Origin of the sequence: Streptomyces sp. NPDC048331, assembly GCF_043201215.1 — a bacterium.
In the GTDB taxonomy this organism is placed as follows: Bacteria; Actinomycetota; Actinomycetes; order Streptomycetales; family Streptomycetaceae; genus Streptomyces.
The window spans coordinates 91,499-106,933 of record NZ_JBICYT010000024.1 but is presented as its reverse complement, the minus strand read 5'-3'; the positions used below and the strand labels follow the sequence as shown (position 1 = coordinate 106,933).

Here is a 15,435-nt window from a genome sequence, read left to right as displayed (position 1 = left end):
GGTGGGGGGGGCGCCCCCCCCGACAGCGGCGCCGCAGGGCCTACGCCCAGAGCTGGCCCTGGAGGACCTCGATGGCTTCCTCGGTGGTCGCGGCCGTGTAGACGCCCGTGGAGAGGTACTTCCAGCCGCCGTCGGCCACGACGAAGACGATGTCCGCCGATTCGCCCGCGGCCACCGCCTTGCGGCCGACGCCGATCGCCGCGTGCAGGGCGGCTCCGGTGGAGACGCCCGCGAAGATCCCCTCCTGCTGCAGCAGCTCGCGCGTCCGCGTCACCGCGTCCGCCGAGCCCACCGAGAAGCGGGTGGTGAGCACGGAGGCGTCGTAGAGCTCCGGGACGAAGCCCTCGTCCAGGTTGCGCAGCCCGTAGACCAGGTCGTCGTAGCGCGGCTCGGCTGCGACGATCTTGATGCCGGCCACGTGTTCGCGCAGGTAGCGGCCGACGCCCATGAGGGTGCCGGTCGTGCCCAGGCCCGCCACGAAGTGGGTGATGGAGGGGAGGTCCGCGAGGATCTCCGGACCCGTGGTGGCGTAGTGCGCGCCCGCGTTGTCCGGGTTGCCGTACTGGTAGAGCATCACCCAGTCCGGGTGCTCCGCGGCCAGTTCCTTGGCCACCCGGACCGCGGTGTTCGAGCCGCCGGCGGCCGGCGACGAGACGATCTCGGCTCCCCACATGGCCAGCAGGTCACGCCGCTCCTGGCTGGTGTTCTCCGGCATCACGCACACGATGCGGTAGCCCTTGAGCTTGGCCGCCATCGCCAGCGAGATGCCGGTGTTGCCCGAGGTGGGCTCCAGGATGGTGCAGCCGGGCCGGAGCCGGCCGTCCTTCTCGGCCTGCTCGACCATGTGGAGCGCGGGGCGGTCCTTGATCGAGCCGGTCGGGTTGCGGTCCTCCAGCTTCGCCCAGATGCGGACGTCGTCCGAGGGCGACAGCCGGGGCAGCCGGACCAGCGGCGTGTTGCCGACCGCGGCCAGCGGGGAGTCGTAGCGCATTACTTCGATCCGCCGGCCACGGCCGGGAGGATGGTGACGTTGTCGCCGTCCTTGAGGGTGGTGGAGATGCCCTCCAGGAAGCGGACGTCCTCGTCGTTGAGGTAGACGTTGACGAAGCGGCGCAGCTGGCCGCCGTCGACGATGCGCTCCTGGATGCCCTTGTGACGCGTCTCCAGGTCGGCGAAGAGGTCGGCGAGGGTCGCGCCCTCACCGGAGACGGCCTTCTCGCCTTCGGTGTAGGTGCGGAGGATGGTGGGGATGCGGACCTCGATGGCCATGGCTGTCTCCAGTCGTCGGGAAGTGCGTGGAAAGCGTGGAAGGGTGCGGCGCGCGGTTGGTCGGCCCTCCGCGCGGAAGGGCTCCGGTACTCAGAGCGCAGGACAGATGGCGCTGGCGAGGCGGCACAGGTCGACGTGCAGCCGCGCCACGAGCAGCAGCCTGCCGGGCGTCTCGATGCTCACGTCGTGGGAAACCATGCGGTCATGTTAACGATTCCCGGTCCCCCGTTTGGAGTGTGATCCCGCATCATGGACGTCCGTCGCTCACATACTGGTCAGTAGGCGTCGACGACCTGCACTTCTTCCTCGGTGATCACTCCGTCGACGATCCGGTACGAGCGGAACTGGAACTCCCCGAGGCCGTCCTTGTCCGCCGTCGAGACGAGCACGTAGTGCGCGTGGGGCTCGTTCGCGTACGTGACGTCCGTGCGCGAGGGGTACGCCTCGGTCGCGGTGTGGGAGTGGTAGACGATCACCGGCTCCTCGTCGCGGTCGTCCAGGTCGCGGTAGAGCTTCAGCAGATCCTTCGAGTCGAACTCGTAGAACGTGGGCGAGCGGGCCGCGTTGAGCATCGGGACGAACCGCTCGGGGCGGTCGGTGCCCGCCGGGCCGGCCACGACACCGCACGCCTCGTCGGGGTGGTCCTGGCGGGCGTGCTCGACGATCCGGTCGTACAGGGCCTGGGTGAGGGTCAGCATGAGCGACAGGATAAACAGACGGGCCCTTCCGTACCGAGGAGTGGTACGGAAGGGCCCGAATGATGGACACGCCCCCCTGGGGGCAACGCCGTGGGGCGCTTTTCCCGGCCGCGGCAGGCGGCCGGGACTCGCGGCGACCGGGTGCTACGAGGCCTTGGTGAAGGCCGCGCCGCGCGGGTCGCGGGACTTCATGACCAGGTAGGAGACACCCAGGATCAGACCCCACAGCGGGGCGCAGTACAGCGAGACGCGGGAGTCCTTGTCGGCGCCCATCATCACGATGACCATGCCGATGAAGAGCAGCGCGAACCAGCTGGTGTACGGGGCGCCGGGGGCGCGGAACGCGGACTGCGGCAGCTCGCCGCGGTCGGACTTGGCCCGGTAGCGGATCTGGCAGACCAGGATCATGATCCAGGCCCACATGCCGGAGATGGTGGCGAAGGAGACGACGTAGTCGAAGGCCTTGCCCGGGGCGACGTAGTTGATCCAGACGCCCACCAGCATCAGCGCGGCGGAGAAGGTGGTGCCGACGAGCGGGGTGCCGCTCTTGGTGAGCTTGGTGAAGACCTTCGGGCCCTGGCCGTTGATGGCGAGGTCACGCAGCATGCGACCGGTGGAGTACATGCCCGAGTTGCAGGAGGACAGCGCGGCGGTCAGCACGACGAAGTTGACGATCGCGGCGCCGATGCCGAGGCCCATGCGCTCGAAGGCGGCGACGAAGGGCGAGACGCCGGGCTGGAAGTGCGTCCACGGGACGACCGACAGGATCATGATCAGTGCGCCGACGTAGAAGACGGCGATGCGCCACGGCACGGTGTTGATGGCCTTGGGCAGGGTCTTCTCGGGGTCCTTGGACTCGCCGGCGGTGACGCCGACCAGCTCGACCGCGAGGAAGGCGAACATCACGATCTGCAGGGTCATCAGCGTGCCGCCGATGCCCTTGGGGAAGAAGCCGCCGTCGTTCCAGAGGTTGGAGACGGTGGCGGTGTCGGCCGCGTCGGAGAAGCCGATGGTGAGGATGCCGGCGCAGATCAGGATCATGCCGACGATGGCGGTGACCTTGACCATGGAGAACCAGAACTCCAGCTCGCCGAAGAGCTTCACGGAGATCAGGTTGGCGGCGTAGAGGATGACCGTGAAGATCAGCGCGTAGGCCCACTGCGGGAAGCTGTCGTGGGTCCAGTACGACATGTACTGCGCGGCCGCGGTGACCTCGGTGATGCCGGTGACCACCCAGAACAGCCAGTACGTCCAGCCGGTGACGTATCCCCAGAACGGGCCCAGGAACTCGCGGGCGTAGTCCGAGAAGGAGCCGGAGACGGGGCGGTACATGAGCAGCTCGCCCAGGGCCCGCATGATGAAGAAGATGACCAGGCCCGCGATGGCGTACGCCAGGATCAGGCTGGGGCCGGCCTTGGAGATGGCCTTGCCCGCTCCGAGGAACAGGCCGGTGCCGATGGCCCCGCCGATCGCGATCATCTGGATCTGACGGGCGCCGAGCGTGCGGTGGTAACCCTCGCCGCCTTCGCCGGAGCCGCCCTCGCCGGGCGTCTTGTCGTGCTGCTCGACCTGCACAGAGGTCATGTCTGGTGCGCCTTTCTCCACGCCGACCCGCGCCTTCGTTGGCGACGGATCGGGTCCTCGATCCCCCCGGATACGGATGGAGTTGCACGCCGGCGATCAGCCGGGCCAAGCCAGCCGGGGGACATGGGTGGCGTCCCTTCGGCAGTCGTGAAGATTTATCACGGCCTTACGGCTGCCCGAGGGGGAGAAATGTGGCGCAGGGCATCAAAAATTCACCCCAAAGACCCAGAAATGGATCAGATCACCGCATGGCGGTGATCTGATCGTTATCCGGATTTGAGCGTCCGCTGAGCGAACGGTGTTCCCTCTTGAGGATTCTCAGAGGGTTTCGATCAAGGTTTCCTGGAGGCCGCCGAGCCAGAGGTAGGCCATGACCATCGGCTTGCGCGGGTCCTCGTCGGGCAGCCGGAACAGCACCGCGCTCTCGTCGTCCTCGGTGATGTCGAGCCGGGCCGCGATGGTCAGGCGCAGGTCGTTGAGGGCACCGAGCCAGCGCAGCGGCAGCTCTCCGGACAGCTCCAGCACCGCCGCCCCGTCGCCGGCCGTGGTGAGCCCGTCCAGGCTGCGGACGACGGCGAGGGCGTCCTCGCGCTTGCGGGCGCGCAGGTCGTTCTCGGTGAAGCGGCGGAACTCCGCGGAGCGGGCCGCGAGCTCCTCGGGGTCCACCCCCTTGTCACCGGCCCCGTCGGGGGCCCCGTAGGCGTCGGGGAAGAGCCGGGCCAGCGCCGGGTCGGACGGGGGCTCGGAGGGGCCCTCGGCGAACAGCGCGGCGAGCGGGTCGGCGTCCTCGGCGGGCTCCGGCGCGCCGGGGCCGATCAACTCCAGCAGTTGGACGGCCAGGGAGCGCAGGATCGAGATCTCGATCTCGTCGAGCGCGATGGCGGCGCCGCCGCCCTTCAGGGACTCGAAGGTGCCGCCCATCAGTTGCGGTCCTGCGAGAGGGTCGCCCACAGGCCGTAGCCGTGCATGGCCTGCACGTCGCGCTCCATTTCCTCGCGGGTGCCGCTCGACACGACCGCCCGCCCCTTGTGATGGACGTCGAGCATCAACTTGTGTGCCACGTCCTTCGAGTAGCCGAAGTACGCCTGGAACACGTACGCCACGTAGCTCATGAGGTTGACCGGGTCGTTGTGCACCAGGGTCACCCAGGGGACGTCGGGTTCGGGGACCGCGAAGGTCTCTTCGGCGGATTCGGTGCGTTCGATCTCAACAGGAGCAACACTCACTCGTCCCATGCTGCCACCTCGACCGCGCCGCCGCCCAAACAGGGGCCGGACGGCCCCTGCCACCGACCGCTCCCGTGCCCCGCGACGGGCCGGTCCCACCTTCTCCACCCACATCTCGTCACTTTGACGAAATGTGCGCTAGCATCCCAGCCATGAACCCTGCGGACCTGGGCCTGCCGGTGGACGTGCCGTCGACAGCGCTCTTCACGGATCACTACGAGCTCACGATGTTGCAGGCCGCCCTGGCCAACGGCGCCGCCGACCGACGCTCGGTCTTCGAGGTGTTCACCCGGCGGTTGCCCGAGGGGCGCCGCTACGGGGTGGTCGCCGGAACCGGGCGCGTGCTCGACGCGGTGGAGAACTTCCGCTTCGACGGCGCGGTGCTCGAATTCCTGCGCGAGCGGGCCGTCGTCGACATGCGGACGCTGGACTGGCTGGCCTCGTACCGCTTCTCCGGCGACATCTGGGGCTACCCGGAGGGGGAGGTCTACTTCCCCGGCTCCCCCGTCCTGCGGGTGGAGGGCAGCTTCGCCGAGTGCGTGCTGCTGGAGACCGTGATCCTGTCGATCCTGAACCACGACTCGGCCATCGCCGCGGCCGCCTCCCGGATGTCCTCGGCGGCGGGCGGACGCCCGCTGATCGAGATGGGCGCCCGGCGCACGCACGAGCTGGCGGCCGTCGCCGCGTCGCGGGCCGCGTACGTCGGCGGCTTCACCTCCACCTCGGACCTGGCGGCCGGCTTCCGGTACGGCATCCCGACGGTCGGCACGAGCGCGCACGCCTTCACCCTGGTCCACGACAGCGAGCGGGACGCCTTCACGGCGCAGGTGGACTCGCTCGGGCGGGGCACCACCCTGCTGGTCGACACGTACGACGTGGCCGAGGCGGTCCGCACGGCGGTGGACATCGCCGGACCGGAGCTGGGCGCGGTCCGGATCGACTCCGGAGACCTGCTGCTGGTGGCCCACCGGGTGCGGCAGCAGCTCGACGAGCTGGGCGCGACCTCGACCAAGATCGTGGTCACCTCGGACCTGGACGAGTACGCCATCGCCTCGCTGGCGGCGGCCCCGGTGGACGCGTACGGCGTGGGCACCCAGCTGGTGACCGGCAGCGGGCACCCGACGTGCTCGATGGTCTACAAGCTGGTGGCGCGGGCCACGTCGGCGGACCCGAAGGCGGCGCTGGCCCCGGTGGCCAAGAAGTCCTCGGGCGGCAAGACCTCCATCGGCGGCCGCAAGTGGGCGGCGCGGCGACGGGACGCGGAGGGGGTCGCGGAGGCGGAGGTCATCGGCGTGGGCCCCGTACCGGCGGCCCTGGCCGACGACCAGCTCCTGACCCAGCTGGTCAAGGCCGGCGAGGTGGTGGCCCGCGAGCCGCTGGAGGCCGCCCGGGACCGTCACCACGCGGTGCGGGCGAGCCTGCCCCTGTCCGCGACCCAGCTCTCGCGCGGTGAGGCCGTGATTCCTACGGAGTACGTCTAAGGGCTGTCCCGTAATCCCCGGCGGGCGCACGACGACAGATACGGCACCTCGCTGCGTTGTCGGAACGCCCGAATACGCCCAGTATGGGGACGCTCCTCCGCCTTGCGATGCACCGCATCTGACGCCGCGCGCTGATCCACCGGGGATTACGGGACAGCCCTTAGTTCTCGCCCGGCGGGGCTCGATCCCAGCCCCGCCGGCGATCGAGGCGCGGGCGCGGAGCGCCGTGAGGGGTCTGGGGCACAGCCCCAGTTTCGGGAAGGGGCGGGGTGGGGGAAGAGCCCCCGCAGGGCCCCCGCCGCCGTATCAGCACATCGAGCCGAAGGACACGTCATGCACCGCGCACTGATCGTCGTCGACGTACAGAACGACTTCTGCGAGGGCGGCAGCCTCGCGGTCACCGGCGGAGCCGACGTCGCCGCCGCCGTCACCGAGTACATCGGCCAGGCCACGCCCGCGTACCGGCACGTCGTCGCCACCCGCGACCACCACGTCGACCCCGGGTCGCACTTCGCGCACCCGCCGGCCGAGCCGGACTACGAGACCTCCTGGCCCGTCCACTGCGTCGCCGGGACCGAGGGCGTGGGCTTCCACCCGAACTTCGCCCCCGCCGTGGCCTCGGGAGCCGTTTCGGCCGTCTTCGACAAGGGCGCGTACGAGGCCGCCTACAGCGGTTTCGAGGGGGCCGACGAGAACGGGACCACGCTCGCCCAGTGGTTGCGGGACCGGCACGTCACCGAGGTGGACGTGGTCGGGATCGCCACCGATCACTGCGTGAGGGCCACCGCCCTCGACGCCTCCCGCGCCGGCTTCGCCACCCGGGTCCTGCTGGACCTGACCGCAGCCGTGGCCCCGCACACGACCGCACGGGCCCTGGACGAGCTCCGTACGGCCGGTGTGAAGCTCGTGGGCGGCCGGGCCGACCAGGCGCCGTAGCCGCCCGGGCCGCGCCCGGCCGCCCCTGGCGGCCCCTGGGCGCGCCTACGTGCCCAGCAGGGCCCGGATGGGGTGCCAGAGCTCCTGGGCGCGGTCCGGTGCGCCGCGCCACAGCAGGCCGTCCGGATGGTGCAGGACGGCCGTCACCTCGTCCGGGGTCGGCGGGTGCGCGTTGCCCCGCAGGTACACCGCCCGCATCCCGAGGTTCCGCAGCCTGGTCAGGGCGCGGGCCCGGTTCGCGGCGTGCACCAGCACGCGGACATTTCCACCTTCTCCGGACGGCCTCGGCAGTGTGAGCGCAACCACCACACTGCCGCCCGGCAATCTCACGAAACCGCCGCCTGGCATCGCTGTCATCTCCCCCGTCAATAAGAAACTCGTACCGGGCATCTAAACGCGAACGGCCGCCGCCCGCTAGAGGGCGACGGCCGATCATGCTCTGACCTGCGGTTTTAACGAGTTACTTCGAGGAGGGGCCGACCTCGATGGTCATGACCTCACCGTCGTAGGACTCCTTCAGGATCTTGATCTTGGTGTTGGTGTCAGTGACCTTCACCGATCCGGTCGGGTTCTCGTCGTAGTAGTACTTGCCCTTGTGGTCGTCGAAGACCAGGTTCGCGGGCTTCGGCTTGAGGAAGAGCTCCTCGCCGTTCTTGTGCAGGGTGAACGCGTCCGTGGAGTACGCGCTGAAGGTGGCGTCGTACGGCTGGATCTTGTTGCGGAGCAGCGTGCCGTCCGCCCACTTCATGGGCTTGGCGTTGGCGTCGATCGGGAGGATCAGACCCTGGCCCGGGTGGACGCTGGTGTTGTTGTCCTTCTGGCTGGTGTCCCACTGCCAGATGAGCAGACCGTCCTGGTACGGGTAGTGCTCGACCCAGTCCGGCTTGGTGTTGCCGAAGCCGAAGTTGTACGGGCCCACCTTGAGGGTGGCGTCGGACGACACGTAGCGGCGGTTCTCCGCGATGTAACGCTGCGCGTACTCCTTGGAGAAGTCGGCACCGATACGCGAGAAGCCCTTGCCGGTCCAGCCGTTGTCGCCGTTCTCGGCACCGTCGGTGAACAGCGCGGAGCCGTCGGCCGTCAGGGAGATGGCGTCGGCCGCGAAGCCCTTGCCGCCCGCGCCGCCGTCCGTCTGGTAGCGGAAGCGGAGGTCGACCTTCTTGCCCGCGTAGGCGTCGAGCGGGAAGTTCAGCGACTTCCAGGCACCCGAGACACCGGTGAGCGACGGGCTGCCGGAGGCGTCGACCGGGAGGGCCGTGCCGTCGGCGGTGCCGGCCAGCGCGGTCCAGGTGGCGCCGCCGTCCGTGGACACCTCGGTGTAGAGGTAGTCGTAGTCGGCCTCGATGTCCCACCAGCCCTTGAGGGACAGGGCGGCGGACTTCTTGCCGGTCAGGTCGACCGAGCGGGTCAGGGTGTTCTTGAGGTCGTCACCCATGTTGCTCCACCACTGGGTGGAGCCCTCGGCCGGCTTGACGACCTCGGTCTTGACCTGCTTCTTCGGCAGCTCGACGACCAGCGCCTGCTTGTCCTTGGTGTTGAACGCCGACACGCCCAGCTTGTGGGTGGACTTCGTCGCGGCCTTGGCCGTGTCGTAGTTCAGCCAACCCAGCTGGAGCTTGTCCCAGGCGGTCATGTCGCCCGGGGTGTCACCGATGGAGTCCTTGCCCTTGCCGAGCCAGGAACCGGCCGACATCAGGGACCAGAAGCCGACGCTGTTGTCGCCGCCACCGGTGGTGTCGTAGAGGTCGGGCAGACCGAGGTCGTGACCGTACTCGTGCGCGAAGACACCGAGGCCGCCGTTCTCGGGCTGCATCGTGTAGTCGCCGACCCAGATACCGGTGTTGCCGATCTGGGTACCACCGGCCTTGTTGTTGTCCGGGCCGGTCTTGCCCGCCGCGGTGCCGTAGGCGTACCAGCGGTGCGCCCACAGCGCGGTCGTGCCCTGAACGCCGCCACCGGCCGACTCGTCCTCGCCCGCGTGGACGATCTGGAAGTGGTCGATGTAGCCGTCGGGCTCGTTGAAGTTGCCGTCGTTGTCGAAGTCGTAGCGGTCCCACTGGTCGTACTGGGACAGCTGCGCCTTGATCTGGGCGTCGGTCTTGCCGGCCTTCTTCTGGGCCTCCGACCATGCGGTGACGCCGTCCTTGACGGTGTCCCACACGTTGGAGCAGTTGGTCTGGCCGCAGTAGTTGGAGCCGTAACGGCCCTCGTTGTACGGGACCTTGACCCAGTCGGCGACCTCACCCTCGACCGAGTAGCGACCCGAGGAGGTCTTCTCGTAGTAGGTCTTCAGCGACTCCTTGCCCTGACCCGTGGCGAAGTACAGGTCCTGGAAGTACTGACGGCTGAAGTCCTTGCGCCAAGCGGTGCTGTTGTCCTTGGTGCGGTCCGGCTGGGCGATCGTGTTGTGCAGCGGACCGGGGGTACCGCCGTACTTGGGGGCCTCGGGCTTGGGGCCCGGACCGTCCGGGTCGTACATGGTGGTGTTGTCGACCTGGTCGCCGAACTCGACGAGGATCGTGAAGATCTTGTCGGTCTTCTCGCGGCCGAGCTCGACGTACTTCTTGTCGTCGAGCTTGACGACCTTGGAGGCGCCGCGCTGCTCGACGCCCTTCTTGCCGGTCAGAACCTGGTCCAGGGCGGCCGCGCGCTGCTTGGCCTGCTGGTCGCTGAACGGGCCCTTGAGGTCGTGCTCGACGACCTTCGAGGGTGACGTCGGGTCCTGCCGGTCGGCCGCCGGGGCGGCCGGAGCCTTGCCCTCGGCCTGAGCCGCGGTAACGGTGAAGAAGGTGGCGCTTGTCGCACAAGCGGCCATGGTCACGGTGACAGCGGCAGCGCGTATCGCACGCCGTCTGGCGGAATTGCTGGTCACTTGATGTCGTTCCCCTCCCGCGGCCGCAACGTTGGTCGGAACTTCTCCATAGGAGCGGGGGGTTCCGCGCGGCGCGCGTCTCAAGTGACGACATTTGACCGGAGGGAAGCAAGAAAAGACAGACCTTGACTTGACCCTTACAACTGCACTATGCGGTCAGGGAGTTCCGCTATCCGGACGTTCCGCAGCCATACGGGGCGAAGGGCTCTTCCCGACCCCGCCGGCGGTCCGTCCCGTCCCCCTTTCTCCCCCCTTCATCCCCCCTCCCTCCCGCTGTCGTCGCCCGGAAAATGATCCCGTGCGCCCCCTGTGCTCCGGCACCGTGTGTAAGGTCACGCTTACCAGCGGTCCGACTCGGGCATCTCCCGTCATAGAGTCACTTGACGCGCGAACTGGTTGAGCCGACTCCCCCTCCCCTCACCGAGGACGGATATCGCCATGCCGCGTCCGACTGCCGCACAGCTCGCGTACGGGTCCGCCACGGTCGTCGTGTCGACGATCGCCATGCTGCTGCTCTCGCAGACGAGCACCGGGTTGGGGGTCGCGGTCATCTCCGCCGCCGCGCTCGCCCTGGGTCTGCTCGTCGCGCTCACCGTGCCCCTGCCGCGGCGCCGTGGCCGCCACGCGGCGCGTACGGGCGCCTCCCGGGCCGCCGCCGCCGGATCCCCGGCCGCCACCGCGGCCCAGGAGAGCGCGCCAGGGGACGCCCGGGTGTCCGAGGGCCGGCCGGCCACCGCCGAACACCCCGTACATCACTGACGATCGACGCCGGACACGGCGCGGGCGGCCTCCCCGGAGGGAGACCGCCCGTGTGGCGATGCGTCAGGTCACTGGTGGGCGGCCTGGACCACCACGGTCTTGGCGACCTTGTCGTGCAGGCCCTGCTTGTACGGCTTGTCGACCAGGATCGAGACGACCAGCGCGATCGGCCACAGGCAGGCGCAGCAGATCAGGGTCGGCAGCCAGAGCACGGCGGCGCGCGACAGGGCGGCGTTGGAGTTCGGCACGCTGCCGTCGTTGAGCATCGCGACGCGCAGCTTCATCGCCTTCTTGCCGACCGTCTGGCCGTTCTTCTTGGTGAACCACCAGTCGTAGCCGACGTACGCGACGATCGAGATCAGGGTCATGATCAGGCCGCTGCCGCTGTAGGACTTGCTGAAGACCTCGCTGATGTCCTCGCCCTGGTCGGTGTTGTACTCGTAGCGGTTCGTGCCCAACGCCAGCTGGATGAGGGCCAGCGGGATGGCGACGATCACGACGTCGATGATGCGCGCGAGGAGCCGCTTGCCGAAGTCGGCGAGCGGGGGCATCCCGGCGAGCGGATCGGGCATGCCGTAGCCACCGCTCCCGCCGTACGGGTCCCCGCCGCCGTACGGGGGCGGCGGGGGCGGGTATCCCCCGCCCCCGGGCGGGCCTCCGGGCGGGCCTCCGGGCGGGGGCGGCGGCGGACCACCGCTACCGGGGGGCGGCGAGCCGTACGGCGAACCGCCCGACGGAGGCGTCGGTTCCTGGGGCTTCTTGAGGAACGGGTCGTCCTCGGGCGGCTGGCCCGGCGGCGGCTGGTCGGTACTCATGGCCCGAGTCGAACCCGGCTCCGACACCCTCGCAACGGGACCGCGTCCATTCGGGGGCGGGGGCGGGCCCGGGAGCGTCGCCGGGGGCGTGGCCGGGCCCTCCGGGCGGGCTCAGCGAGCCACGTACGTCCGGGCCGCCTTGTCGTGCCAGGCCTGGCGGCGCGGGCGGTCCACGAGGCACCAGAGGCTGCCCGGAAGGCCGAGGAAGGCGTACACGAGCCAGCGGCGCAGGGCCGCGCCGAAGGTGGGCGGGCGCAGGGTGGCGGTGGCCAGGACCCGGACGCCGAGCAGCTTCTTGCCCGGGGTGCGGCCCCAACGGGCCGTGGGCAGCACCTCGTAGAGGATCCCGAAGAGGAGTACGGCGCCGAGGACCAGGCCCAGTTGGGCGGCGATGGTTCCGTCGAGGAGCCAGACGGTGGTGGTGCGGCCGCTCGCCCGGGCGGCGTCCACCTTGGCCTCGACGTGGGCGGTGGCCTCGGGCAGGAGGGGGCGGGCCACGGCCACCGCGACGGCCGCGTGGACCAGCGAGTCCAGGGCGCGGGCCATGGCCCGGCGCGGAAGCCCGGCGGGACGCACGGCCCGCTCGGCCATCCGCTCGAACACCTCCCGGGGCGTGGTACGGGCACCCGCGGGACGGGAGCCGGAGCCGCCCGGGCGGACCTCCTCGGGCCCGCGCGGCTCCTGGCTCCGCGGCTGGGGGCGGGGCCCCGCCGGGGCGGACGCCTCGGGCCGCCGTGTGGCGATCTTCGGGCGCACCCCGGCGGGACGCGGGGCCCACACCTCGGGTCGGTCGGCGGCCGGGGCCTCGGGGACGGTGGGGCCCGGCCGGGACGGCGCGGGGGTGGGAGCGGGGGCCGGGGTGGGCGCGGGGGCCGGGGTGGGCGCGGGGGCCGGAGCGGAGGCGACCGCCTCGGGCCAGGCGGAGGTGAGCCCGGACGGGCCGGGACCACCGGCTCCGGGAGCGTCGGGCCAGGCCGGGGTCTGGGCGGCCGGGGTCTGGGCGGCCGGGGAGCGCACCGACAGGATGCCCGCGGAGGCCTGCTCGCGGAGTCTCGCGGGGGCCGCCGCGGGCGCCGCCGCGGCGGCGGCCGTACGGGCCAGGGAGATGCCCGCCGACCGCGGGGACGGTTCCGGTTCCGGTTCGGGTTCCGCTTCGGGTTCCGGTTCGGGCCGCGGGAGGGGCTGCGCGGCGGGTTCCGGATCCGGGGTGCTGCCCCATGACACCCGGTGGTCGCGGGGTCCGCCGAAGCCGGCCTGGTGCACGGGATCGGCCTGCCACACCACGGGCTCGGCGACGGCCCCGGCGACCGCCGCGGGCGCGGGGGCGGGTTCCGGCAGCGCCTCGGTCATGGAGGTCTGGTCGAGGAACACCGGTCCCGTCTCGTCCGCGAGTACGGCGTGGCCGCCGCGGACGGCGGGGGCGGCGACCGGTGCGGGAGCGGGGGCGGGGGCGGCCTGCGCGGCAGGTGCCTGCTGCGGGGCAGGGCGGCTCGTACCGGGAACCCAGGCCGCTCCGTTCCAGTAGCGGATGTACCCCGGGATGGACGGATCCGGGTAGTAGCCCTCGCGGGCCGCGTGCTCGCCGTCACCAGGGGAGGCCGTCATGTCCCCAACTCCGATCGTGGCTTGAGGCTTGTGCAAGGGAGGACCATAGCCAAGAACCGCCCCCCGACAGGTCCGGTAACGGGAGAATCCAAGCAAACGAGCGAACGTCACCCTGCACGACGGTTTTCGGTCAGCCGAAAGAAATCAGCCAATCTCCGGTTCGCTGCCCGAAGTCACGTCATACCTGGGCACACTGCCGCTCTCTCCGGGTGTGGGGCCCCGTCCGGCCCCGCGCACCGAACCGAAGTGAGGCCGTCATGCACCACCCCGTCATCGAGCGCGAGCTGGAACTGAAGCTGGTCCTGTCCCCCGAGCGCAGCATCCCCGTCCCGGCCCGGCTCATCTACGTCACGCACGACCCGTACGCCGTCCACATCACGTTCCACACCGGCTCGAACACCCCCGTCAACTGGACGTTCGCCCGCGAGCTGCTGGTCGAGGGGGTGTTCCGTCCCTGCGGCCACGGCGACGTCCGGATCTGGCCCACGAAGGTCGACAACAAGGCCGTGCTCTGCATGGCGCTCACCTCCCCCGACGGCGACGCCCTCCTGGAGGCTCCCGCCGGCTCCGTGTCGGCCTGGCTGGAGCGCACGTTGCGCGTCGTTCCGCCCGGTACCGAGAGCGAGCGGCTCGGCCTGGACGCCGCGCTGGCCGAGCTGCTCACCCCGACCCCGGTCGACGACCTGTGGCTGCGCGACCCGTGGCCGTCGGACGAGTCGACGGACGGGGACCTGTGATGCGGGGCGACCCCGCCGGGTGCGGCAGCGGCCGCACCCGGCGGGGAGCGTCAGAAGAGCTTGCCGGGGTTGAGCAGCCCGAGCGGGTCGAAGGCCTGCTTGACGGTCCGTTGCATCTCCAGCCCCACCGGGCCGAGTTCGCGTGCCAGCCACTCCTTCTTCAGCACACCGACCCCGTGCTCGCCGGTGATGGTCCCGCCCAGGGAGAGGCCGAGCGCCATGATCTCGCCGAAGGACTCGCGAGCCCGCCGCGTCTCGTCCTCGTCCGCGGGGTCGAAGCAGACGATCGGGTGGGTGTTGCCGTCGCCGGCGTGCGCGCAGACCCCGATGAGCAGGTCCTGGGCGCGGGCGATGGCGGCCGTGCCGTCCAGCATCTCGCCGAGTCGCGAGCGCGGTACGCACACGTCGTCGATCATCGTCGCCGGCCGCAGCGCCTCCAGCGCCGGGAAGGACATCCGGCGGGCCTGGAGCAGGAGTTCGGACTCGGCCTCGTCCTCGGCGGGCACGACGGCGGTGGCTCCGGCGGCCGTGCACAGCCCGCCGACGGCCGCGAGGTCCTCGGGGGCGTGCGGGGTGTCGAAGGCGGCCAGCAGGAGGGCCTCCGTGGCCTCGGGCAGCCCCATCTTCCCGAGGGCGTTGACGGCCCGGACGGTCGTCCGGTCCATCAGCTCCAGCAGCGAGGGGGTCAGGCCCGCCTCCATGACGGCGCAGACGGCCTCGCAGGCGGCCGCCACGGAGGGGAACTCCGCGGCGAGCGCCAGTTGCCGGGGCGGCGCCGGCCGCAGGGCGAGGACGGCCTGGACGACCACGCCCAGGCTGCCCTCGGAGCCCACGAAGAGCCGGGTCAGGTCGTAGCCGGCCACGCCCTTGGCGGTACGGCGGCCCGTGCGCAGCAGCCTCCCGTCGGCGAGGACCACGTCGAGGCCGAGCACGTACTCGGCGGTGACCCCGTACTTGACGCAGCACAGGCCGCCCGAGGCGGTGCCGATGTTGCCGCCGATGGTGCACTGCTCCCAGCTGGAGGGGTCGGGCGGGTAGTACAGGCCCTGCTCGGCGACGGCCCGTGAGAGCACGGCGTTGACCACGCCCGGTTCGACCACGGCGATCCGGTCGACGGCGCTGATCTCCAGGATCCGGTCCATCTTGACGAGCGACAGGACGATGCAGCCGTCGGAGGCGTTGGCGCCGCCCGACAGGCCCGTCCGGGCACCCTGCGGAACCACGGGGATCCGTAGGGCCGTGGCGGTGCGCAGGACGTGCTGGACCTGTTCCACGGTGCGGGGCAGGACGACGGCGGCCGGAGTGCCGGCGGCGCAGAAGCTGGCCATGTCGGTGGCGTAGGAGGTGGTCACCTGGGGATCGGTGAGCAGTGCCTCGGCGGGGAGCCCTTCGAGCAGACCGGCCCGCAGACGTGCGAAGAGATCGTCATCCATGGGACCAGCGTGGCAGCCGG

At 70.8% G+C, this 15,435-nt stretch carries 16 protein-coding genes; 4 read left to right on the top strand and 12 right to left on the bottom strand.

Features of this window, described 5'->3' with window-relative positions:
* Positions 1–40 precede the first annotated feature (40 nt).
* From ACGFYY_RS29465 to clpS, 7 genes are all read right to left on the bottom strand, one after another.
* On the bottom strand, positions 41–991 hold the full coding sequence (locus ACGFYY_RS29465; RefSeq protein ID WP_393713946.1) for a PLP-dependent cysteine synthase family protein: 951 nt from the start codon (positions 989–991) through the stop codon (positions 41–43).
* A complete protein-coding gene (locus ACGFYY_RS29460) occupies positions 991–1,269 on the bottom strand; it encodes a MoaD/ThiS family protein (protein WP_393713944.1) in 279 nt (92 codons plus the stop codon). The genes ACGFYY_RS29465 and ACGFYY_RS29460 overlap by 1 nt, the downstream gene beginning before the upstream one ends.
* A 90-nt stretch (positions 1,270–1,359) precedes the next feature.
* Entirely contained in the window at positions 1,360–1,467 is a 108-nt protein-coding gene (locus ACGFYY_RS29455) for a putative leader peptide (RefSeq protein WP_314252769.1), read from the bottom strand.
* Positions 1,468–1,544: 77 nt separating this feature from the next.
* Positions 1,545–1,967 (bottom strand): Mov34/MPN/PAD-1 family protein, encoded by a 423-nt coding sequence (locus ACGFYY_RS29450; RefSeq protein WP_393713941.1) that lies wholly within the window; start codon positions 1,965–1,967, stop codon positions 1,545–1,547.
* Between the two features lie 144 nt (positions 1,968–2,111).
* Positions 2,112–3,551, bottom strand: a complete 1,440-nt coding sequence (locus ACGFYY_RS29445; RefSeq protein WP_030724304.1) for an amino acid permease — start codon at positions 3,549–3,551, stop codon at positions 2,112–2,114.
* A gap of 318 nt (positions 3,552–3,869) precedes the next feature.
* Positions 3,870–4,472, bottom strand: a complete 603-nt coding sequence (locus tag ACGFYY_RS29440; RefSeq protein ID WP_365278654.1) for a DUF2017 domain-containing protein — start codon at positions 4,470–4,472, stop codon at positions 3,870–3,872.
* Positions 4,472–4,786, bottom strand: coding sequence for an ATP-dependent Clp protease adapter ClpS (gene clpS / locus ACGFYY_RS29435; RefSeq protein WP_030010601.1), 315 nt, complete (start codon positions 4,784–4,786; stop codon positions 4,472–4,474). The genes ACGFYY_RS29440 and clpS overlap by 1 nt, the downstream gene beginning before the upstream one ends.
* A 143-nt stretch (positions 4,787–4,929) precedes the next feature.
* On the opposite strand from clpS, the gene ACGFYY_RS29430 reads away from it, so the two are divergent.
* On the top strand, positions 4,930–6,258 hold the full coding sequence (locus tag ACGFYY_RS29430) for a nicotinate phosphoribosyltransferase (protein ID WP_393713938.1): 1,329 nt from the start codon (positions 4,930–4,932) through the stop codon (positions 6,256–6,258).
* Positions 6,259–6,591: 333 nt separating this feature from the next.
* On the top strand, positions 6,592–7,194 hold the full coding sequence (locus ACGFYY_RS29425; RefSeq protein WP_365278660.1) for a nicotinamidase: 603 nt from the start codon (positions 6,592–6,594) through the stop codon (positions 7,192–7,194).
* A 45-nt stretch (positions 7,195–7,239) separates the two neighbouring features.
* Here ACGFYY_RS29425 and ACGFYY_RS29420 read toward each other — a convergent pair whose 3' ends face one another.
* Positions 7,240–7,542, bottom strand: coding sequence for a hypothetical protein (locus ACGFYY_RS29420; RefSeq protein ID WP_033226620.1), 303 nt, complete (start codon positions 7,540–7,542; stop codon positions 7,240–7,242).
* Positions 7,543–7,654: 112 nt separating this feature from the next.
* Positions 7,655–10,009, bottom strand: coding sequence for an immune inhibitor A domain-containing protein (locus tag ACGFYY_RS29415; RefSeq protein WP_393713989.1), 2,355 nt, complete (start codon positions 10,007–10,009; stop codon positions 7,655–7,657).
* A gap of 495 nt (positions 10,010–10,504) precedes the next feature.
* Here ACGFYY_RS29415 and ACGFYY_RS29410 point away from each other — a divergent pair, with 495 nt between their 5' ends.
* Entirely contained in the window at positions 10,505–10,825 is a 321-nt protein-coding gene (locus ACGFYY_RS29410; protein ID WP_393713936.1) for a hypothetical protein, read from the top strand.
* Between the two features lie 68 nt (positions 10,826–10,893).
* Here ACGFYY_RS29410 and ACGFYY_RS29405 read toward each other — a convergent pair whose 3' ends face one another.
* Together ACGFYY_RS29405 and ACGFYY_RS29400 are read right to left on the bottom strand one after the other, a co-directional pair.
* Positions 10,894–11,640 carry an RDD family protein gene (locus ACGFYY_RS29405; protein ID WP_393713934.1) on the bottom strand — a complete coding sequence of 249 codons (747 nt, stop codon included), beginning with the start codon at positions 11,638–11,640 and terminating at the stop codon, positions 10,894–10,896.
* A gap of 111 nt (positions 11,641–11,751) precedes the next feature.
* On the bottom strand, positions 11,752–13,245 hold the full coding sequence (locus ACGFYY_RS29400; protein WP_393713932.1) for an RDD family protein: 1,494 nt from the start codon (positions 13,243–13,245) through the stop codon (positions 11,752–11,754).
* Between the two features lie 257 nt (positions 13,246–13,502).
* Here ACGFYY_RS29400 and ACGFYY_RS29395 point away from each other — a divergent pair, with 257 nt between their 5' ends.
* A complete protein-coding gene (locus ACGFYY_RS29395) occupies positions 13,503–13,982 on the top strand; it encodes an SsgA family sporulation/cell division regulator (protein ID WP_365278672.1) in 480 nt (159 codons plus the stop codon).
* 50 nt (positions 13,983–14,032) lie between these two features.
* Here ACGFYY_RS29395 and ACGFYY_RS29390 read toward each other — a convergent pair whose 3' ends face one another.
* Positions 14,033–15,415, bottom strand: a complete 1,383-nt coding sequence (locus tag ACGFYY_RS29390; protein ID WP_393713930.1) for an FAD-binding oxidoreductase — start codon at positions 15,413–15,415, stop codon at positions 14,033–14,035.
* Positions 15,416–15,435 lie beyond the last annotated feature (20 nt).

What these genes read in the sequence shown, in the direction of transcription:
- ACGFYY_RS29405 (WP_393713934.1), bottom strand. Translation starts at nt 11,640, where the DNA reads ATGAGTACCGACCAGCCGCCGCCGGGCCAGCCGCCCGAGGACGACCCG.
- ACGFYY_RS29390 (WP_393713930.1), bottom strand. Translation starts at nt 15,415, where the DNA reads ATGGATGACGATCTCTTCGCACGTCTGCGGGCCGGTCTGCTCGAAGGG.
- ACGFYY_RS29420 (WP_033226620.1), bottom strand. Translation starts at nt 7,542, where the DNA reads ATGCCAGGCGGCGGTTTCGTGAGATTGCCGGGCGGCAGTGTGGTGGTT.
- ACGFYY_RS29395 (WP_365278672.1), top strand. Translation starts at nt 13,503, where the DNA reads ATGCACCACCCCGTCATCGAGCGCGAGCTGGAACTGAAGCTGGTCCTG.
- ACGFYY_RS29425 (WP_365278660.1), top strand. Translation starts at nt 6,592, where the DNA reads ATGCACCGCGCACTGATCGTCGTCGACGTACAGAACGACTTCTGCGAG.
- ACGFYY_RS29400 (WP_393713932.1), bottom strand. Translation starts at nt 13,245, where the DNA reads ATGACGGCCTCCCCTGGTGACGGCGAGCACGCGGCCCGCGAGGGCTAC.
- ACGFYY_RS29415 (WP_393713989.1), bottom strand. Translation starts at nt 10,009, where the DNA reads ATGGCCGCTTGTGCGACAAGCGCCACCTTCTTCACCGTTACCGCGGCT.
- ACGFYY_RS29430 (WP_393713938.1), top strand. Translation starts at nt 4,930, where the DNA reads ATGAACCCTGCGGACCTGGGCCTGCCGGTGGACGTGCCGTCGACAGCG.
- clpS (WP_030010601.1), bottom strand. Translation starts at nt 4,786, where the DNA reads ATGGGACGAGTGAGTGTTGCTCCTGTTGAGATCGAACGCACCGAATCC.
- ACGFYY_RS29460 (WP_393713944.1), bottom strand. Translation starts at nt 1,269, where the DNA reads ATGGCCATCGAGGTCCGCATCCCCACCATCCTCCGCACCTACACCGAA.
- ACGFYY_RS29455 (WP_314252769.1), bottom strand. Translation starts at nt 1,467, where the DNA reads ATGGTTTCCCACGACGTGAGCATCGAGACGCCCGGCAGGCTGCTGCTC.
- ACGFYY_RS29445 (WP_030724304.1), bottom strand. Translation starts at nt 3,551, where the DNA reads ATGACCTCTGTGCAGGTCGAGCAGCACGACAAGACGCCCGGCGAGGGC.
- ACGFYY_RS29450 (WP_393713941.1), bottom strand. Translation starts at nt 1,967, where the DNA reads ATGCTGACCCTCACCCAGGCCCTGTACGACCGGATCGTCGAGCACGCC.
- ACGFYY_RS29410 (WP_393713936.1), top strand. Translation starts at nt 10,505, where the DNA reads ATGCCGCGTCCGACTGCCGCACAGCTCGCGTACGGGTCCGCCACGGTC.
- ACGFYY_RS29440 (WP_365278654.1), bottom strand. Translation starts at nt 4,472, where the DNA reads ATGGGCGGCACCTTCGAGTCCCTGAAGGGCGGCGGCGCCGCCATCGCG.
- ACGFYY_RS29465 (WP_393713946.1), bottom strand. Translation starts at nt 991, where the DNA reads ATGCGCTACGACTCCCCGCTGGCCGCGGTCGGCAACACGCCGCTGGTC.